16 protein-coding genes and 4 pseudogenes are annotated in these 17,853 nt (G+C 69.3%); 1 reads left to right on the top strand and 19 read right to left on the bottom strand.

Annotated features, from left to right (window positions below):
* Positions 1-4: 4 nt before the first annotated feature.
* Positions 5-1,153, bottom strand: coding sequence for a calcium:cation antiporter (locus KVA01_RS04270; RefSeq protein ID WP_231860526.1), 1,149 nt, complete (start codon positions 1,151-1,153; stop codon positions 5-7).
* Between the two features lie 135 nt (positions 1,154-1,288).
* Here KVA01_RS04270 and KVA01_RS04265 point away from each other — a divergent pair, with 135 nt between their 5' ends.
* Positions 1,289-1,771 (top strand): low molecular weight protein-tyrosine-phosphatase, encoded by a 483-nt coding sequence (locus tag KVA01_RS04265; protein WP_068466975.1) that lies wholly within the window; start codon positions 1,289-1,291, stop codon positions 1,769-1,771.
* Between the two features lie 19 nt (positions 1,772-1,790).
* Here KVA01_RS04265 and KVA01_RS04260 read toward each other — a convergent pair whose 3' ends face one another.
* The 18 genes and pseudogenes from KVA01_RS04260 to KVA01_RS04180 form a co-directional block, all read right to left on the bottom strand.
* Positions 1,791-2,930: an MFS transporter gene (locus tag KVA01_RS04260; RefSeq protein ID WP_231860518.1), complete on the bottom strand. Its 1,140-nt coding sequence runs from the start codon at positions 2,928-2,930 to the stop codon at positions 1,791-1,793.
* Positions 2,931-2,985: 55 nt separating this feature from the next.
* Positions 2,986-3,888 carry a dihydrodipicolinate synthase family protein gene (locus tag KVA01_RS04255; protein ID WP_068466977.1) on the bottom strand — a complete coding sequence of 301 codons (903 nt, stop codon included), beginning with the start codon at positions 3,886-3,888 and terminating at the stop codon, positions 2,986-2,988.
* Positions 3,885-4,232: an antibiotic biosynthesis monooxygenase family protein gene (locus KVA01_RS04250; RefSeq protein ID WP_068466979.1), complete on the bottom strand. Its 348-nt coding sequence runs from the start codon at positions 4,230-4,232 to the stop codon at positions 3,885-3,887. Before KVA01_RS04250 ends, KVA01_RS04255 begins: the two co-directional genes overlap by 4 nt.
* The gene (locus KVA01_RS04245; protein ID WP_068466981.1) at positions 4,229-5,086 is read right to left on the bottom strand and encodes an EamA family transporter; all 858 of its coding nucleotides are present in this window, start codon (positions 5,084-5,086) and stop codon (positions 4,229-4,231) included. The genes KVA01_RS04250 and KVA01_RS04245 overlap by 4 nt, the downstream gene beginning before the upstream one ends.
* Positions 5,087-5,124: 38 nt before the next feature.
* Positions 5,125-5,844, bottom strand: coding sequence for a B3/B4 domain-containing protein (locus KVA01_RS04240; RefSeq protein ID WP_141269055.1), 720 nt, complete (start codon positions 5,842-5,844; stop codon positions 5,125-5,127).
* A gap of 4 nt (positions 5,845-5,848) precedes the next feature.
* The gene (locus KVA01_RS04235) at positions 5,849-6,466 is read right to left on the bottom strand and encodes a helix-turn-helix domain-containing protein (RefSeq protein WP_231860519.1); all 618 of its coding nucleotides are present in this window, start codon (positions 6,464-6,466) and stop codon (positions 5,849-5,851) included.
* 166 nt (positions 6,467-6,632) lie between these two features.
* Positions 6,633-7,214, bottom strand: a pseudogene (locus tag KVA01_RS04230) (ATP-binding protein); the annotation flags it as partial.
* Positions 7,211-8,197, bottom strand: coding sequence for an IS481 family transposase (locus KVA01_RS04225; RefSeq protein ID WP_068466984.1), 987 nt, complete (start codon positions 8,195-8,197; stop codon positions 7,211-7,213). The gene KVA01_RS04225 and the pseudogene KVA01_RS04230, both read right to left, overlap by 4 nt.
* A 143-nt stretch (positions 8,198-8,340) precedes the next feature.
* The gene (locus KVA01_RS04220) at positions 8,341-8,727 is read right to left on the bottom strand and encodes a glyoxalase/bleomycin resistance/extradiol dioxygenase family protein (RefSeq protein WP_068466986.1); all 387 of its coding nucleotides are present in this window, start codon (positions 8,725-8,727) and stop codon (positions 8,341-8,343) included.
* Positions 8,728-8,737: 10 nt separating this feature from the next.
* Entirely contained in the window at positions 8,738-9,535 is a 798-nt protein-coding gene (locus tag KVA01_RS04215; RefSeq protein WP_068466988.1) for a helix-turn-helix domain-containing protein, read from the bottom strand.
* Between the two features lie 130 nt (positions 9,536-9,665).
* Positions 9,666-10,568: pseudogene (locus KVA01_RS04210) on the bottom strand (ATP-binding protein); the annotation flags it as partial.
* Positions 10,565-11,344, bottom strand: coding sequence for a hypothetical protein (locus KVA01_RS04205; RefSeq protein WP_068466990.1), 780 nt, complete (start codon positions 11,342-11,344; stop codon positions 10,565-10,567). The pseudogene KVA01_RS04210 and the gene KVA01_RS04205, both read right to left, overlap by 4 nt.
* Before the next feature lie 110 nt (positions 11,345-11,454).
* A pseudogene (locus KVA01_RS04200) lies at positions 11,455-12,921 on the bottom strand (SCO6880 family protein).
* A gap of 3 nt (positions 12,922-12,924) precedes the next feature.
* Positions 12,925-13,539: a hypothetical protein gene (locus KVA01_RS12855; protein WP_233438753.1), complete on the bottom strand. Its 615-nt coding sequence runs from the start codon at positions 13,537-13,539 to the stop codon at positions 12,925-12,927.
* 47 nt (positions 13,540-13,586) lie between these two features.
* Positions 13,587-13,739, bottom strand: a complete 153-nt coding sequence (locus KVA01_RS12850) for a hypothetical protein (protein WP_170221118.1) — start codon at positions 13,737-13,739, stop codon at positions 13,587-13,589.
* A 38-nt stretch (positions 13,740-13,777) separates the two neighbouring features.
* Positions 13,778-14,398 (bottom strand): annotated as a pseudogene (locus KVA01_RS13205) (glycosyltransferase family 4 protein); the annotation flags it as partial.
* Positions 14,399-15,092: 694 nt separating this feature from the next.
* Positions 15,093-16,133 (bottom strand): EamA family transporter, encoded by a 1,041-nt coding sequence (locus KVA01_RS04185; protein WP_082810168.1) that lies wholly within the window; start codon positions 16,131-16,133, stop codon positions 15,093-15,095.
* 288 nt (positions 16,134-16,421) lie between these two features.
* Positions 16,422-17,804: a DUF3500 domain-containing protein gene (locus tag KVA01_RS04180; protein ID WP_233438752.1), complete on the bottom strand. Its 1,383-nt coding sequence runs from the start codon at positions 17,802-17,804 to the stop codon at positions 16,422-16,424.
* Between the last annotated feature and the right edge of the window lie 49 nt (positions 17,805-17,853).

The raw sequence follows: 17,853 nt of genomic DNA, 5'->3' as shown, positions 1-17,853 counted from the left end.
CGTGTTATGCGAATACGCTGATTCCGTAGAGCACGAACACGAAGACGTGCGCCGCCCCGTGCAGTGCGGTCACGCGGTGTGCGCTGAACGTGGTGAGGCTCAGGAGCAGGCTCACTCCGAGCAGTACGAGGTTCGCAGGGCTTTCGGCGAGGATCACGGTCTGGTCCGTGAGCAGTCCGATCGCGAGGACGACCGGGAGGGTGAGGCCGACGCAGGATACGAGTGCGCCGTGGGCGAGGTTCGTGACCCGCTGGGTCTCGCCCGTCCACGCCGCACGGATCGTGGTGATCGCCTCGGGCAGGAACACGATCATCGCGATCAGAATGCCCGACAGGGCGACCGGCGCGCCAAGCCGGTTAAGCCCGTCGTCCAGCAGTGCGGCCATGTGGTGGGAGAGCAGCACGATCGGGATGACCGTTGCCAAGAGCAGTGCCACGCGTGCGAGGACCTCTTTGCGGTGTTCGCGCAGCACCGCCGGGATACCGGGCTGGGGCTCGTTTGTATCGGTGCTGGCCTGCACGGGTGTGACTTCTTGGAAGTCGGTGTTCTGCGCCCCGGTCTGCCGGTAGAGGAAGAACCCGTAGAGCAGGATCGTGAGGATCAGGATCGGCACCGCCTGGCCGGGCGTGTAGGCGCCGTTCTCGCCGATGACGGCGGGGAACGCGAACGCGACCGTCACGAGGACGACGAGCAGGGAGAGGTAGGAGGAGATCCCGGTACGGTTCACGCGCAGGTTCTGATGCCGCATTCCGCCGATGAGGAGCGCGAGGCCGATGACGAGGGTGAGGACGATCATGGTCGCTGCCATGACGGAGTCGCGGGCGATCGTGGCGTGGTCGCCGGGTCCGAGCATGACTGCGGAGATCAGGATCACCTCGATCAGCACGATTGAGAGGGTGAGCACGAGAGTGCCATAGGGATCGCCGAGCCGGTGAGCGAGGTGTTCGGCTTCGGTGACGACACCGAACGCGCACACGATGATCACCGCGACGATCGCCGCCAGCACAGTGAACACGCTCCCGGTCGGGAGCGGACCGACCAGGAGCGGCTGGCAGAGGATGAGAGCGAGGAACGCGCCCCAGCCGAGGAGGAGGCGGAGGATCGCGGTCGGGGTGAGGATGGAGCGGAGCGTGGTCGTGACGTGCACAGGGATACCCGTGTTCTGCGGGGCCGTCCCAGCTCGTGATGTGGCTGCACGGGTCGTCCCGGCAGCATCCTGCAACCCAAGTATTCTACCCGCCGGTCTGCGCGATTGCTGTTCAGTGCGCCTCCCGAGACACTAGAACCCATGACGGTCGCGGGGCTTTGGGTGGTGTTCGTGTGCACGGGGAACACATGCCGGTCGCCGATGGCCGCCCGTGTCCTCACCGACCGCCTCACCGCCGGCATCCGCGAGAACATCGTCGTGTCCTCACGCGGCACCGATCCAGTGGAAGTCGGTGCTGGGATGGATGCGCGTGCCCGTCGCGCCCTCACCGGACGTGGGCTTGACAGCGGCGAACACCGGGTCTGTCGGCTCCAGACGGAAGACATCGCCGCAACGGACCTGTTCGTCGCGTTGAGCCGCGAGCACGTGGCCCGCCTCATCAGCCTCGGCGCAGACGACAGTCAGATCATTCTGCTGGGGATGTTCGACCCTGAGCAGCCCGGCGTGGATGTGCCAGACCCGTTCGAATCCGACCAGGCCGCGTATGAAGCAGTGTTGACGCAGATCGAGCGTTGCATGCCCGGACTGCTCATCGAGCTCACCGCCCGCGCCCAGACCCCATAGGCGTCAGGCGACCCACCGGTTACTGCGACGTGGCGCGGGTGCGCTCGATCAAGCACACCACAGCGGCTATCGCGGACACGGCGGCGACCGCGGCGACCGGGAGCCACACGGTGCCGCCGATGAGGGTGCCCGCGGTCGCGGTGCCCGCGGAACCGGCAGCGATCTTCAGTGCCCCGACCCAGATGAACACCTGCCCGCGTGCCTCTGCTGGCGCGTACTCGCTGCGGGCAGCGAGCGTCGCGGCGAAGAATAAGGCGTTCGCGACGCCCGCGACTGTGAATGCGATCAGCGCGGTCGTGAGGTTCGGCACCGGGAGCACGACGGCGAGTGTGATCGCGACGGCGGCGGCCAGGAGCGCGGTGAGATTGTCCGCATCGCCTCTGAGGGACCAGATCATCAGCAGCGCGGACCCGACGAGGTTGCCCACTCCGTAGCCTGCGACGAGAGTACCTGCGAGGGCCGCCCCGCCGAGCGTGGGGGCGAGAGCGACGGCGTAGATCGGGAGGGCGGCGACGGAGAACGCCACCACGACAGTGAGCCCCAGTGTGCGCCGCAACGGGCCGGAGCGCCAGATCGTCACCAGCGTCCGCCCCGGAGACGGCACCGCCCCGGGATCTGCGACCGGAGCCTGCCGCGGGAGGGCGAGCACTGCCCCGGCGCCGAGGATCGCTGCCGTAGCGAGCATGAGGGTGGCCTCCAGCGGGCCGGTGACGGCCGCGATCCAGGCGACCGCGGCGGGGCCGAGGGTGCCGCTGATGCCGTAGCTGGCGACATCCCAGCTCTGCGCCCGCCGTTGGCTCTGCTGCGACGGCCCGGCGATCGAGGGCAGGCGGCTACTCACCCCTCCGGTGAGCATCGGCCCGAACAGGCCCGACACCGCCAACAAGCCTGCGGGTACGACCACCCACGTCACCGGCAGCAGCAGCCCGGCCGCGCCCAGCAGCACCCCGTGGGCGAGGGCGGAGACCGCGATGACTTTCCGCCCGTCCTGTACAGTGTCGAGGCGGCGGGCGATGAACGGGCCGAACAGGTGCGGGGCCGTGATCGAGGCGCCCAGCAGTCCCGATACCCACCCCGGGAGGCCTTGCGCGTGGGCGAGGAGCACGATCGCGACGACCGCGCCGCCGTCGGCGGAGCGCACTAGGGTCGCAGCGAACACGTAGCGAGCCAGCGCCCACCCCCGCCCCGCCGCATCCCCGAGGGCGTGCTGCGGGTCAGGCAAGGCCGAGCTGATCCACCACGTCGGCGACCCGCGCTCTTTGTTCGCCGGTGAGACCTTGGATCGGCAACGGCAGACACTGCTGTGGGGCGAGGCCGAGGTGTTCAGCGATCGCCGCGGTCACGCGCAGACTGCCACCGTACTCGGCGAACAACGCCCAGAGCGGGGCGAGCCGCTCCGACTCCGCCACCGCATCCCCGGCGTGGCCTGCTTGGGCGGCGCGGGTTATCGTGAGCGCCGGTTCGGGGAGTGTGCCACCGATGACGGAGTACCAGGCCTCGCAGCCCGCGTTCAGCCCGGTCGCGGCGAACGCGTCGCCGGAGACCCCGATCGTGACATGCTCCGGAATCACCGCCCGAATCCCCGCCACATGCTCCCGTGCCTTTCCCGGGTCGGTGGGTACGCCAGGGACCTTGATCGAGACGATGCCCGGCAACTGGGCGATGCGGGCGTACAGTTCGGTGGTGAACGTGAAGTGGGTGGTGCCGGGGTTGTCGTAGACGATCACCGGCAACTGGGTGTGCTCGGTGACCGTGCGGTAGAGCTCGAACACGTCATCCGGGGTGAGCGGCTGATAGGTCATCGGGGTCAGCAGCACCCCGGCAGCACCGGCGTCTTCCGCACTGTCGACGTGGGCGAGGACGTGCGAGGTGCGCAGGCCCCCGACCCCGACGACCACCGGCGTCGACCCGGCATGCTCTACGGCGAGGCGAGCGACGCGCGCGCGTTCTTCGGGGGTGAGGTAGGCGTATGAGCCGGTCGAGCCGAGTGCTGTGATCGAGTCCGCTCCCGCTGCCACGAGTCGTTCGATGAGCCCGGCGAATGCCGCCTCGTCGACCACGTCGTCGTGGAGCGGGGTGAGGGGGAAAGCGCTCAGACCGGTGAAGCGGGTGTTCATGACTGTTCCTGTTCGGGCCGGTGTTCAAGACCCAGAATCGGGTTGCCATAGACGGACTGCACCTCGGCGATGACGACTCGGTACTCGCCGAGCCATTCCCCGTACCGGAATTTCGCGAGCCGGTGCGTGTCCATGCCCATGAGCTGCTTCAGGGCGTCCATATCGGTCCAGTAATAGACCTCCGCGTGCAGGCCGGTGTCCTCGTTATGCCCGGCCTCCTCGCCGAGGAAGCCGGGGATCTGACGGGCACGCTCGGCGATCTCGCTATCGATACGATCGAACTCCTCGGTCAGGTTCTTCGTCTCGAAAATGAACGTGGAACTGTACTTCGGTGTGGCGCTCATGCGGCCTCCTTCTCCGGTTTCGTGATCGGTGCTGTGGGAGTGGCGGCGCGTGTGCCGCCGCGTTGCGCGGCAGCACCGGCGAAAATGACCACCGCGATGCCCGCCAGTTGCATCAGCGTCGGCTGCTGTGCCAGGACGAGCAGGCCGATGAGGATCCCGAACGCGGGCTCGATCGACAGCAGCGTGCCAAACGCGGTCTGGGTCATGCGCCGCAGGGCGAGCATCTCGAGCCCGAACGCGATCACCGGGGTGACAAGTGCGATCCCCGCCGCGACCGGCAGCACCCACCAGGTGAACTCGCCCCCGATCACCTGCGGCAACCCGACCGGGAGCGTCGCAAGAGCAGCAACGGGGATGGTGAGCGAGAGGCCGCTGATCCCGGAGAACCGGTCTCCGACGTGCTGGGTGAGGAGGTTGTACAACCCCCAGCAGGTGCCGGCGGCCAGCGCGAAGCCGACGCCTGCGAGGTCGATGCGTCCGTGCCACGGTTCGGTCAGCAGCACGACCCCGACGAACGCGAGGGCGGGCCAGATGAGGGCTTTGCGGCGCTGGCTCATGAGGCCGGCGACGGTGAGGGGTCCGAGGAACTCGATCGCGACCGCGGTGCCCAGCGGGATGCGCTCGACGGCGGCGAGGAAGAACGTCGTCATGAACCCCGTCACCACCCCGAGCGCGATCAGCGCGGGCACGTCCTTGCGACGCAACGAGCGGATCGCGGGGCGGGCGATCATCCACAAGAACACCACCCCGAAGCACATCCGCAACCACGCCGTGCCTGCCGCACCGACCTGGTCGATCACCGGCACCGACAGGGCGTTGGAGAGCTGCACAGACAGCATCGCCGCGACCGCCATCGACCACGGCGGAATCCCCGTCGTCGTGCGTGCCCTGGTCACGGTGCTCCGATCAGGCGACTGGTCGCACGGACTCCGGCGCCCAGATCCGTGAGAGCATCGACCAGCGCGTCAGCGGCGGCATGGAGGTCTGCGTCTGAGGTCGGGGCGAGGGCGTCGAGGATGAAGAACGCCGTGCGGGTGTCGTCGGTGAGCCCGGTGCGGCGGCCCTGTCGCCAGTTCCATCTCCGGCACGTCACCCCGGCGTCATCGCACCAGACGACTTCACCGGCGTCCGGGTACTCGGTAGCGGGCTCCCCGTTCGCGGTGGTCTCGAACGGTTCGGTCCCGGTGGCACGAATCAGTCGTGCCGGACCCTGGTAGCAGTGGAAGTCCTCGCCACCGAATGGAATCTGGCGGAGCACCGAGATCGCGTTGTAGATATCCGTGAGCGCGTTCACCCGCGGCAGGCCCTTCTCAGCGCGGCGGGTGAGGGCTTCGAGGCTGTTGCGGGTGCGCTGCGGCTTCGCCCCGAACCCCCGGTACGCCTCCCGCCACGCTGCGATATGCGGCAGCTCATCCACCGCAGAAGCGGCAAGCAGACCAGCCGCATGCTTCTCGGCTGCGGTGATGAGTTCGTCCACTCCTTGCCCGCCCTCCTGGGCGGTGACCGCGGGGGTGAGGCCGTCGATGACAACGAGCATGGCTCGGTAGTCGGGGCGCAGCTCGAACACCGCAGGTTCCACAGTGGCGGCGGACAGGAACTCGTCGGGGGTCATGGTGTCAGGCATTCGGGGTCTCCGTTCGGTGCGCGGCCCCGACTCCCGGTTCGAAGACCGTGAGCGAGAACCGGGCAGGCTCTGTAGTGGTGTTCATGTACGAGTGGGCCAGATCGCCGTCGAAGGCCAGCGCATCACCGGGGGCGAGTGCGAAGCGCTCATCGCCGACCGTCACGGTCACGGTGCCAGCCTGGACGTGCAGCAGCTCGCGGGTGCCCGCACTGTGCGGCTCGCTCTGATGCTGGTCGCCTGGTGCGAGCGTCCAATCCCACAGCTCGACCACGTCCGGCGGCTCGGTGCCCGCCACGAGCACACCCTGACCACCCTGGTCACCGGTCCACAACACTGCGCCGTCACCGTGCCGGGTGAGCTTCGCCGTGCGCGAGGCAGGCGGTTCCACCAGCGCAGGCAACCCGACACCCAGTGCATCAGAAAGACGCAGCAACGTACCCACACTCGGATTCACACCACCCTGCTCGACGTTCACGAGCATGCGACGGCTCACCCCCGCAGTGGCCGCGAGCTGATCAAGCGTCCAGCCACGCCGTTTGCGTTCCTGCTTCACCCGCGCACCGATCGCGCGCGCCAGCGACTCCGCTCCCACATCCATATAGTGCAGCATACTGCACTCTACGGGCACTGTCGAGATTCAGGAGCCAGACCTCAGCCGGGAATGACGCACCACCGCGCATCGAGCCACAGGCTCCGCGAACATTGAACGCGAGATAGGCTGACAGAGCATCGAGTGCTCAAGTTCCGGCGAAAAACTTCAATATTTCGACGAACTTTTAAACTTTCGCGGCGGCGCGGGCACTGGTGTCGAACAGCCGGTTCTCGGCCGGGTGGAGCTGGTGCTGGATGACGTAGGACTTGCCCTTGATCTTCCACAACCCCTGCCCGACTCCGAGCGTGGGCAGCAGGGATTGCTCGGTGCCGGTCAGCCCGAGCGCCGTAGAGGTCGGGCCCAACTGATCGCTTTCTTGCCGGTAGATGATCCTGGTCTCCGCGTTCGCCAGCAGGGAGTTCGCCAGCCCGCGCATGGCTGATCCCTGGTCGCCGACGTTGTCCAGGTCGGAGACCTTGTGGAAGATCATCGCGTTCGCGATGCCGTAGGCGCGAGCAAGCCTCCAATGGGCATCCATCCGCTTCAACAACGCCGGCTGGCTCATCAGACGCCAGGCCTCGTCGTAGATGCACCACCGTTGACCGCCGGCCGGGTCGAGCAGCGCGGCCTCCATCCACGCCGACGAGCACGTCATCAGCACCGAGATCAACGTGGAGTTCTCGGTGACCTGGGACAGGTCGAGGGAGATCATCGGCAACGACGGATCGAACACCTCTGTGCTGGGTCCGTCGAACAGGCCGGCTAGATGTACTGGCCGGGGACGTTGATCAATCGTGAGAACGGCGGCTGGTTCCCGCATGCCGTGTGGGGGCGATGGTGGTTGTAGTAGTGCAGCCAGCTGTCCAGCTCGCCCCGTCGTTCGGCTTCGGAGGTGTAGCAGCGGGCGTAGGCCCAGCCATCGGCCAGCGTGCGGTGGAAGCGTTCGATCTTGCCGTTGGTCTGCGGCCGATACGGCCGTGTGCGCTTGTGCTTGATGCCCAGCTCGGCGCAGATGTCGCGCCACAGGTGTGAGCGGTAGGCGCCGCCGTTGTCGGACAGGACCCGCTCGACGGTCACTCCTCGGGCCCTGAACCACTCGACAGCTCGAACCAGCACGCCGGTCGCAGTCGCGCCGGTTTCGTCGTCATGGATCTCGGCGTAGGCGACGCGGGAGTAGTCATCGATGACGGTGTGGACGTAGGCCTTGCCCATCAACGGGTCCCGGTACTTATTCCTGGGTTTGTCGGGAGTCGCGGCCCGGTTCTTCTCGCCTTGTTGGCGGCCGACGTAGCGCCATCCACCGCCGTCGGGGATGTTGCCGAGCTTCTTCACGTCGACGTGGAGCATCGCTCCGGGGTGGTCGTGTTCGTAGCGTCGGACGGGTTCGCCAGTGGCGCGGTCGACGTGCGAGAGCCGGTTCAACCGTGCGCAACACAGGACGCGGTGGACGGTCGACGGAGCGATGCCGAGCCGGCAGGCCAACTGCACCGGCCCTTCGCGCAGGCGAAGGCGAAGGCTCACACAGCGCTGGACGATCTTGGCGCTGGTCTTGTTCGGCGAGGACTTTGGTCGTGAGGACCGGTCTTCCATCGACTCGCCGGCGCGGTAGCGGTCGACCCACCGCTTCACGGTGGGCCAGGCCACCTGGAACCGGGCAGCGACCTCGCTGATGGGCCAGCCGTGGTCGACGACGAGTTGGGCGACTTTGAGTCGGTGGCGAGGGGTGAGGGCGGCGTTGGCGTGGGACATGAAGAGGCCTTCCTGGTGGCATGTGCCGCCCAGGAAGGCCAGATGCCGCCGCGGGCGGCGAGATTGTGTGATCAGGGCTCATCGAGATGTGCACGAGCTCGTGAGCCGTGGCACATGACGGTGCCGAGGGGGGCTTTCCCGTTTCAGGCTCCCGGGTAGGAGTCGAGGTTCCACCAGTGGTCATCGAAGTCAGCGACACATGCGTTGCGCCCTCCGTGGGGGGCGTCGTTGGGTTCGGTGACGGTGGTTGCGCCGTGTGCCAGGGCCGTGGTGAAGAGGCTGTCGACGTCCCCATCGCTGGCGACCACCAGGTTGCAGATCCCCGGTCCGTAATGCGGGTCATCGTCCCGAGCGGAGCCGAGCATGATGCCACCGTTGTCGCGCCAGGCAAGTTGCGCATGGGCCACCAAGGTCGAGTCATCAGGATCCCGCACGATCATGGCGGTGGTGAAGCCGATGGCTTGGAGGAAGTCGATGCCTCGATCGGCATCGGTGTAGCGCAGGCAGTGAAAGAGCTGTGGTGTAGTCATGGCTCCAGCCTCACCCTGGAAGCGTGTCGGTGTCTTGAAGCAATGGGAAATCGGCCTTCGACTGGCGCAGCGTCCACCCGGTCATCGACTTCCATTCGCGCGACAGGTGCGCTTGGTCGCTGTAGCCGGCCATGGCAGCGACGTCGGAGAGCTGGGCACCACTCTGGACGAGGTCTTTGGCGTGGTTGAAGCGAGCGATGCGCGCCACCTGTTTGGGCGAAAGACCTGTCTCCAGATCGAACAGGCTAGAGAGACGCCGTCTGGACAGGCCAACATCCTGAGCCAGGTCGGAGATGGGGATCACACCCCCGGCTCGATGAATCTGCGAGAGTGCCTCGACCATGTCTGCCCGCGGTGTGTGGGAATGCTGGTCGAGCCTCTTGGCGAGGAATGCCGCCAAGAGGTGGAACCGTCGCGGCCACGTTGACTGCCGCAGCTGGTCGAGCAGGTGCCTGGGCCACGGGAGATCCTTCACATCAACCATCGAGCCGGCCAGCTCTCCGGCCGGCGGTCCAAGAAGCCGACGGGCCGAGAGCGGGTGGATCGACAACTCGAGGCCCTGCTGGCGCCCCCTCGACTGGATCAGGGCCGGAGTGGTGTGCAGGCCGGAGACCAGTACGTCCAGGCGATGCCGCTCGCCGCCATGCAACCAGCCACAGTCGATCGGCTCCGCGAACGAGAGCACCACCGTGACACCCAACGAGGGAACCCCGTGGTGGTCAGTGTCGCTACTGGTGAAGTCATACCCCACCCAGGAAAGGAGATGAGGGCGCAACCCCTGCGGGATCGCTGGCTGCCAGACGGGCATGCACCCACCCTAGGCAAACCCTGGCCCAGAAGCAGAGACTTGACTGACGACCATTGTGGTGTCGCTACACGCCCGCCAGTCACGACCGCCACGCCCGTAGCGGCTCGATCAACGTGTCCGGTCAGTACGGCAGATCACCGGCGACCAACCTCCGGAGTGCGTGGCCGACCATGCGGCCGTCTTCCTTCAACCGTCCGTCGTCGTCGCCGGCAGGGTCGAGAAGGTGGTCGACGACCATCGGCAAGATCGGCACAGTGTTCTCCCGCATGGTCGCCGCCAGCGCCGTATCGATCGCGGTGTGCTCCAACGGCGACATTGGCCGAGCGAGCACCGTCTCCGTCAACGCGCCGATCAGGTCGCGACGTCGGGAGGTGACCGTCGCGGTCCACTGCTCGTCACTCATCCCCGCCGGCCGGTACCCCTCATCCAACGGGTTCAGACGCGAAGGCAGGCCGTGCCCGAGCTTGATCGCCCGACCGCCGACGGCGTCGGCGACGGGGGTGTGCTCGCCTTTCGGGTCGCCGGGGATGTAGACCCGGCGCCCGAACCCGAGCGACCGCGCATAGAGGCTCTTGGCGAGGGAGGATTTGCCGGAGCCGACGATCCCGGCTATCACGACATTCGGGGCAGTGATGACCCCGTTGGCATACAGCACCCACGGGTCGTAGACGAACGAGCCGCCTGAGTAGAGGTCTTGGCCGATGAACACGCCCTGGGAGCCGAGGCCGCCTTCGGCGAGGAACGGATACGCCCCGGAAAGCATCGCGGAGGTGTCCTGATGTCTCGGGAGCCGGAACCTGCCCGGCGTCCGCAACATGGCGGGGCCGGGCTCCCCGGCGGCGGGCAGATACCGGGTCGCCCGCCGTTCGGCCCGTTCACGCTCCCGCTTCGCTCGAGTCTCGGCCTGCTCGCGCTTGCGCTGCTCGGCGACGAGCTCCGTGGCAGCGGCTCGGCGCTGCTTGCGCAGACGGCGCCGCTCCTTCGCAGGGGCGACCAGGACGGCGGAGTGCAGCTTCTCACGGTCGCCGCTCACCGGAACAGCCCCCGCGTCTCGGCGACCTCGCTGATCGCATCCGGCCGAAACCACGACGACCCGTCCGGCCGCACAGGCCCACGATGCCGGCCCGCGCCCTGCCGCATGGGCGGCTCGGCGGCTCGCGCCGTCGACGCCTCGGGTTCGGGGGCGTCGATGCGACGGGAAAGGCCGACGTACGTCAGGTCGGGGCTGTAGGTGAGGGCGTAGTCGCTGCGGGTCGCGACCCGATCCGCCGGCGTTTGCGGTGGCGCGTCGTAGACGTACCCGTTCTCCATGCCATCGCGGATGGTGTCCTCGCCCTGATCGAAGCCGGCGAGGTATTCAATCGCGGCGTCGGTACCTTGCCGGTCGATGATCTCCATCACCGGATCGGCCTCGCCGCCTTGGAGGAACACGACGTTCACCCACCGATCGGCCGGCGGGTTCTCAGGGCGCCAGGCGATGCGCCCGGCCCGGTTCGAGGCCCGGTCGAGCGCCGTATCGGCCTGCCCGACATAGGCGGCGGCCTCGTGGAGGGCGGCGGCGGCCTCGAAGGTGAGCTGGCTGCCGGCCTCCCGGTCGCCAGCATCGGTCGCGGCCCGGCCGGTGTGATGCTGGTGGGCGCGGGTGAGCTGATCGAGCACCTGGCTCAGCGACCGAGTGGCGGCCATGAGCTCGCCGATCACCGGATACAGCGCTTCGGGGTCCTCCACGCGCTGGGTGGCGTGGGCGAGACCGCGGACTGCTTCGGCGGTCTCGCGGGCATCGGCGTAGGGATCGTTGAACGTCGGCATGACAACTCCTCAGATTCGGCGGCAGCGGCAGCGCCCCGACCCCGCGGAGGTGAAAAGGGGTCGGGGCGCTGTGCCTGCCAGGTGCACCGACCGGCGCCCCACGTCCGCTCTTAGATGCGGCGTGCGATGGGGAGGGCGGCAGCGGTGAACGCGGCGGCTTGCTGCCCGACAAGCCGGCGGGTCTCGCAGGAGGCCTGGATAGCGGCCTGCTCTATCGCGGCGACCGCGGCATCGAGCTCCTCGACCGTAGGGGCGGTGACGGCGATGAGGCCGGTGTAGCGCAGCACCCCGTGCCCAGCGGTAAGGTCGGCCTCCTGACGGAGCACGTCTTCGTATTCGGCGGTCTGGGAAGCGTCCTGGATCTGCCCGATCTTCGCCCGCTGCGCCCGGTCGCTGATGTATTCGACCTTCTTCTTGCGGATGTCACGCACCGCCTGGTCGGTCCGCAGCGGGGTGCAGATCAGCGAGATCGACCGCTGAATCCCCGTCGACAGAGCGACCGGGGCGAGGAACCCCGGATAGACCATCGCCCGCGGCCACTCGCTGATCCACAGCACGGCGTGGTGGCCGGAATCGGTGCGGAGCCGATCCCACGTCTCGGCGACCGCGACCGGGCCAGCGGTGGCGAGGTCCTGGCCGAGCTGCCCGTGACGTTCCAGGGTCGGCCCGATGGCGGGGTCGTAGGCAGTGCGCAGCATCACCGCGAGCTGGCCGGCCGACAACCAGGAAGACGGGTCGAGATCCGCGGCCCGCAGCGCGGAGACGAGCGTCGTCATCTCCTGGCGCAGTACGTTCGCCGCCCCCTTGATGCCACCGCCGGCGGTGCGGATCTGCCGGCCCGCCGCCTTCATATCCAGGCTCAGCGAAAGCGTGGTGGCGTGTCGCTCCCCGGCGGGACCGGCCCTCTGGATGAGCTCGGCGTAGGTGGTCGAGGCTCAAGAGTCGTCATGGGCGCCGTGCTCAGCCCACCATTCCGCGAGGCCCTGCCCGGAGGCAGGCAGGGTCCGTTCCAGCACTTGCAGGGCACTGACCCTCCCGGAGCGGCAGATCGTCGCCAGTACCCGGCCCCAGGCGGTGACGCGGCGGTTCTGTTCGGACGGGTCCAGCAGCACGAACGCCGGATGCGTGACCTCCACCACGACGGTGAGCGTGTTCGCGGTCGGGTCGTGGATCATCCCGGCGCCGGTCTCGGGGTCGGTGTACTCGCGCAGCCTCGCCATGTCGCCGGGCAGCGCGAGGGTACCCTCGGGCCTGGGGACGATGATGCGGCGGCGGTAGAGCAGTTGCCCGCCGGTGGTGCGCCACAGCCACCAGGCGCACACCGGTATCCATTCGACCAGCGCCCGGCCGCCGCCCTTCACCCACGTCAGAGTGATCGCGGCTAGCCAGACGGGGGCGGAGTAAGCGATGAGGATGCCGCCGCCGGCGTAGAGCGCCCCAATCAGGGAGGCGCCGCCGAGGCCGAGGGCGATCATCTGCGACAGGGAGAGCCCGAGGATCAGGCCCCGGCGGGTGAGGCGGGAGAACTTCACCGGCACCAGTTCGCCGGTCGTCTTCGTGTCGTCGGTGCGTGGCATCGCCTACTCCTTCCCTTCGGTCGGACCCGGATTCGGGTTCGGTTCGTTCGGGGTGTTCGGCATCGGCGCCGACGGAGGAGGCGGGGTGCCGCCCGAACCCCCGTCACCGCTGGGGTCGGTGGAGTTGCCGGTGCTCTGCGCGCCGCTGGCGGCGGTGTCGGCCTGGTTCCCGACCTCGTTGCCGGCCTCGGCCGCTTCTTTGGCGACCATGACGCCGGCTACGACCGGGGCGGCAGGCCCCGTACTCGCGGCGGTCTCCGTTCCCGCTTCGGCGGTCGCGGTCTCGGTGCCAGCCGTCTCGGTGCTGGCGGGTGGCTTCGCCGCGGGCGGGCTCCCGCCGCCGTCGCCGTCGCCCCCGCTGTCGCCGGATCCGTCGAGGATCTTCTTCGGGCCGTCGCCGCTGGTCTTGGAGGGGATGGGCAGCGGCCGGTTCATGGCGTTCTTCGCGTCCTGCTCGGCGCCCATCGAGTTGTAGAGGTCGAAGCCGACGAAGCTGATGAGCCGGTAGACCATGTAGGGGGCGAAGGCGGCGATTCCGAGTAGCACGATCCCGGCGATGGGTTCGGTCACCGCGGTCAGGCCGGAGTCGATGTGGGCTGACCCCATGCCGGCGATCATGAACCACCGCTGAGAGCGTTGCCCGCCCGTGCGCCCGGGCGCCGCGCTCAGCCGGAGAACAGACCGTCCCAGGCGGCGCCGTTCCGGGGTTCCAGACCGGCGGCCTGCAGCATCCGGTGGGCCACGAGGTCCCACGTGAACAGCCGGGCGCGGGCGCGGCCCGCCTCACCCATGCGCCGCGCCGTCGTCGGGTTCGACATCCGCTCCATCGCCGCCAGGAGGTCCGCGGCGTCCCCGGCACCACGGTGAGCCCCGCGGGGCCGATCATGTCCGCCGCGCCACCGAGGGCCGAGCCTATGCTCGGTACCCCGGCCGCGGCGGCCTCCACGTGCACGATCCCCGCCGGCTCGAAGCGGGTGGGCACCACCAGGCACGTGGCCCGGGCGGAGAGCTGCGCGAGCAGCCGCCGCGGCCCGGGCTCGGCCGTGCGCAGGAAACCGTGACCGGTCACGCCGGGCAGCTCCACGGGCGGGTGGTTGCCCACGAGGTCCAGCCGGGCCCGCGGCACGCGCTCGCGCAGCGCGCGGAACGCCTCCAGCAGCGTGGGCCCGTTCTTGCCCTCCCACGCCTTGCCCACGAAGAGGAACCGGGGCACGCTCCAGTCCTTGTGCGCGTGGTGACCGCCGGGAAAGCCGCGCTCGCGGCCGGTGGGATCGCCGACGACGCCGTCGCCTTCCGACCCGGCGCCGGTTCCGTTCCCGGGGTCCTCGCCGGGCACGTGGTTGGCGCCCAGGCCCACGGGGAAGACCTTGGCCGGGTCCACACGGTAGTCCTCGACCACGGAACGGGCCGTCCACGGTGTGGCGGTGCAGCACGCGGCGGCCTCCTGAAAGGCCCGCCGCTGGGCGCGCAGCCGCATCCGGTGCGTGCCCGGGCCCACGCGGCCCCACTCCAGCTCACCGGCGTCGATCGCCTGGCGCACGGTGAGGTCCTCGAACGTGACGACCCTGGGATGGTGCACCTCGAAGGACGTTCCCAGCCGCAGCACGGCATCCAGGTGCCCGGCGCGGGCCAGTTCACGACGCATCCGCAGCGACCCCAGCGCCCTGTACTCCGCGCCGATCCGGGCGGCGGACTTCGCATGGTCCACGGCCTCGGGCAGCGGCTGACCCCTCAGCACAGCGGGCAGGCGGGGAAGCATCCGGGGGACGGCGAGGACGCGCTGGAGACCGGCGTCGGTCCGCTCGCCCGCTCGGGCACTGAGCCCCACGACGTCGTGCCCCTGCGCCCGCAGCGCCGCCGCGAGACCCGCGGGGGTCCCGGACCACGAGGCCGGGTCGAAGGGGTCGCCGTGGAAGGCGATCCCGAGCCGCAACCGTGCCGCCCCGGAGGATGCAGAATCATTCATGCGTCCACCCTAGCCACCGGCGGAAATCCGTCCGGAGGCGGGGGCGCGTCGTCGTCGGAACCGAGGGAAACGCCGGGATATCGGGACCTCGCGGACGGTTCGGTGTTCGGAGGCACCGGGGTCGGGCGCTTGGCCCTCGAGGACGCCCCCAGCGCCCGTGCCGACGAGATCGCCGCGCTCGCGGCCGGCTGCTCGCGGCCATGTCCTAGACGGGCGGAGCCGGGGGCAGGGAGGGCGACTGCGCCGCGTCGTCGCCCGGGAGATCGGCCGCCGCGGCCGCGGCGCCGAGGTCCACACCGCCCGGCTGCCCCGTCGCCGTATCGGGAGCGTCCTCACCCGAGAACCAGACGAGCAGCCCACCGGCGACCACGACCAGCACGATGCCCGCGAGCGCCGCGTGGCTCAGGTCCTGGCCCAGGGCGGCGTACCCGACCACGGCGCCAAGGGCCGGGTCGAACGCGAAGAGCACGCCGATCACGCGCGCGGAGGTGATCCGCCCGGCGACGGTGTCCACGGAGTAGGGCACGGCCACGCCGATGACCGCCGCGACGGCGAGCAGGGCCCAGTCGGTGCCGTGGACGGTCGGGAGCAGCGGTGCGGCGAAAGGCAGCGTGGCGAGGGCGGCCACGGTGACGGAGAGGGCGACGCCGTCGAGCCCGCCACCGGCCTTGCCCACCTTCGCGGCGAACAGCGTGTAGAGCCCGAAGAACGTGGCCGCGAGCAGCCCCGCCACGTAGCCCGCGAGGTCGGAGTACCCGGTGGGGCCCGCGGAGATCAGGGCCACGCCGCCCAGGGAGAGCAGCGCGCACGCTCCCTCCTTGACCTTGCGGGAGGCCATCAGCGCCACGGCGCACGGCCCGAGGAACTCCAGCGTCACGGCCACGCCCAGGGGCAGCCGGTCGATCGCGGCGTACAGGCTCTGGTTCATGGCCGCCATGGCGCCGCCGTAGACCACGATGCCCAGCCACTCGCCGCGGGTGCGCCCGCGCAGCCTCGGGCGCACGAGCACGAGCACGAGCAGCAGCGCCGCGGCGATCAGCATCCGCAGCCCGCTCGTCCCCGCGGTTCCGTAGGACGCGAAGAGGGTCGAGGAGATCGCGGAGGACAGCTGGATGCACCCGGACCCCACGAACACCAGCGCCGTGGCGGTGAGCACCTCGCGGCGGGTGATCCGGTGACCGGTGCCGCGCGCGGGTGCGGTGGCCGGTGCGGGGGAGTCGTCGTCTGCGGCGTTCCGCGCGGGCATGGGCGGTGAACGGTCCTTCGGCTCTGGGGGCGGGCGGGGAGAGCGAATCCTCGCCCGCCAGCGACTGCCCGGTCACCCTATCCGTTGCCGTCACGACCGTGCACCAGGTGCTCGTGCGCACCCTCGGGCTGGACGGGCCCCTGCGCGTGTGCGCCCTGCCGGTGCTGGTGGTCCCGTGCGTGGCCTGCGTCATCGTCTTCACGGGGCTGGGAGGCAGGGAGCGCCGTCGTCGTGGACCGCGGGCGGCCTGTGGGAGAACCCGCCCGCTGTGACCGGGGGAAATCCGCGTCAGGCGCCCTGGTCCGCCGCCGCGGAGGAGTCCGAGGTCCCGCTCGACTCCGAGGTCCCGGAGGAATCGGAGGACTCCGTGGACTCGCCGGTGCCCATCTCGCCCGGTGCGCCGGCGCCAGGACCGCCCGCACCCATGGCGCCGGGGCCCGAGCCCTCCTGCTGCTCCACGCTGTTCGCGTAGTCGTTCTGGGGGTCGCGGTAGATCGTGTGGATGTGGCCCCACCCGGAGGTCGTCACGCCGTCCACGTCCGCACCGGCGGAGCCCGCCTGGTCCGCGAACTCGATGTAGACGTCCGGGCCGGAGATCTGGAAGTAGATGCCGTCGCCCTGGGACATGTCGTACTCGGTGGCACCGGACCAGTTGACGTAGGTGTCGTCCAGGGAGGCCTTGATCTTGGCGAGCTCGGCCTCGGTGGTCTCCTCGTCCGCGAGGCCCACCCACTGGGAGACGACGTCCAGCAGCAGGTCCTTCTGCTCGTCCGTGAGCTCCGAGCCCTTCAGCCCGGTGCCCGTGGGGTAGTCGCACGTGCTGCCGGGGGCGCACTGCATGGTTGCGAGTTCCTCGCCCTGGTAGAGCTCGGCCTTCTGCTCGCCCGTGAGACTGTCGTAGAACGCGAACGCCGTCTCGTACATCCCGGACAGCGGCTGCACCTCGGTGCCGTCCTCGCTCTCGTACACCGCCGGCTGCGAACCCAGGTGGGTCGGGGCGAACGTGATGTCGTTCGCGGAGCCGTCCAGGGTCGCATTGATGCCCAGGTGGTGGCCGCCGAACTGCACCTCCCACGCGCTCGAGTCGGACGGGTCGCCGAAGAAGGCGATGTAGTACTGACCCAGCGAGTCCTCGGTGCTCGAGCTGTTCTCCGCGAGGTACTCGTCCCCGCCCATGATGTCCTCGACCGTCTGGTAGCCCTCGTCGCTGAGCAGCGCCTTCAGGACCTTCAGCGCCGCGGCCCGCTGCTCGTCGCTCAGATCGGTGAGGTTCAGACCGGCGCGGTCCACGAACGTCACGGGGAAGTTGGACCAGGAGGTCGTCCTGGTCTCGTCGTCGTAGGCGTAGACCATCTGCTCCTTCTGCTCGTCCGTGAGCGTGTCCAGGAACGCCTGGGCAGCCTGGGCGGTCTCGGAGATGGTGCTTGCTGTGGTCGAGCCGTCGCCGGTGTCCGAGTCGGAGGTCGTGGTGGTGGCGCTGGCCGACGACGTCGTCACGGCCGTGGTGGCCGAGGCCGTGTCCGCGGCGGGTACCGAGCACCCGCTGAGCAGCAGGCTCGAGGAGAGCGCGAGGGTCGCGGTCCAGGCGGCGGTCGTGGAGAGGATCTTCATGGCGGGTCTCCCGTTCGTGGTGGCGCCGGTGCTGTGTCCCGGCTGCTTGACGTGTTCCACGCTAGGAACGGGTGCTGTGCCGGGATCAGGGCGAGGCTGTGCCGCCGCT

The organism is Kocuria varians, from assembly GCF_006539885.1.
Lineage (GTDB): Bacteria > Actinomycetota > Actinomycetes > Actinomycetales > Micrococcaceae > Kocuria > Kocuria varians.
Note: the sequence above shows the minus strand (reverse complement) of the source record. Positions and strands in the feature narration are given on the sequence as shown.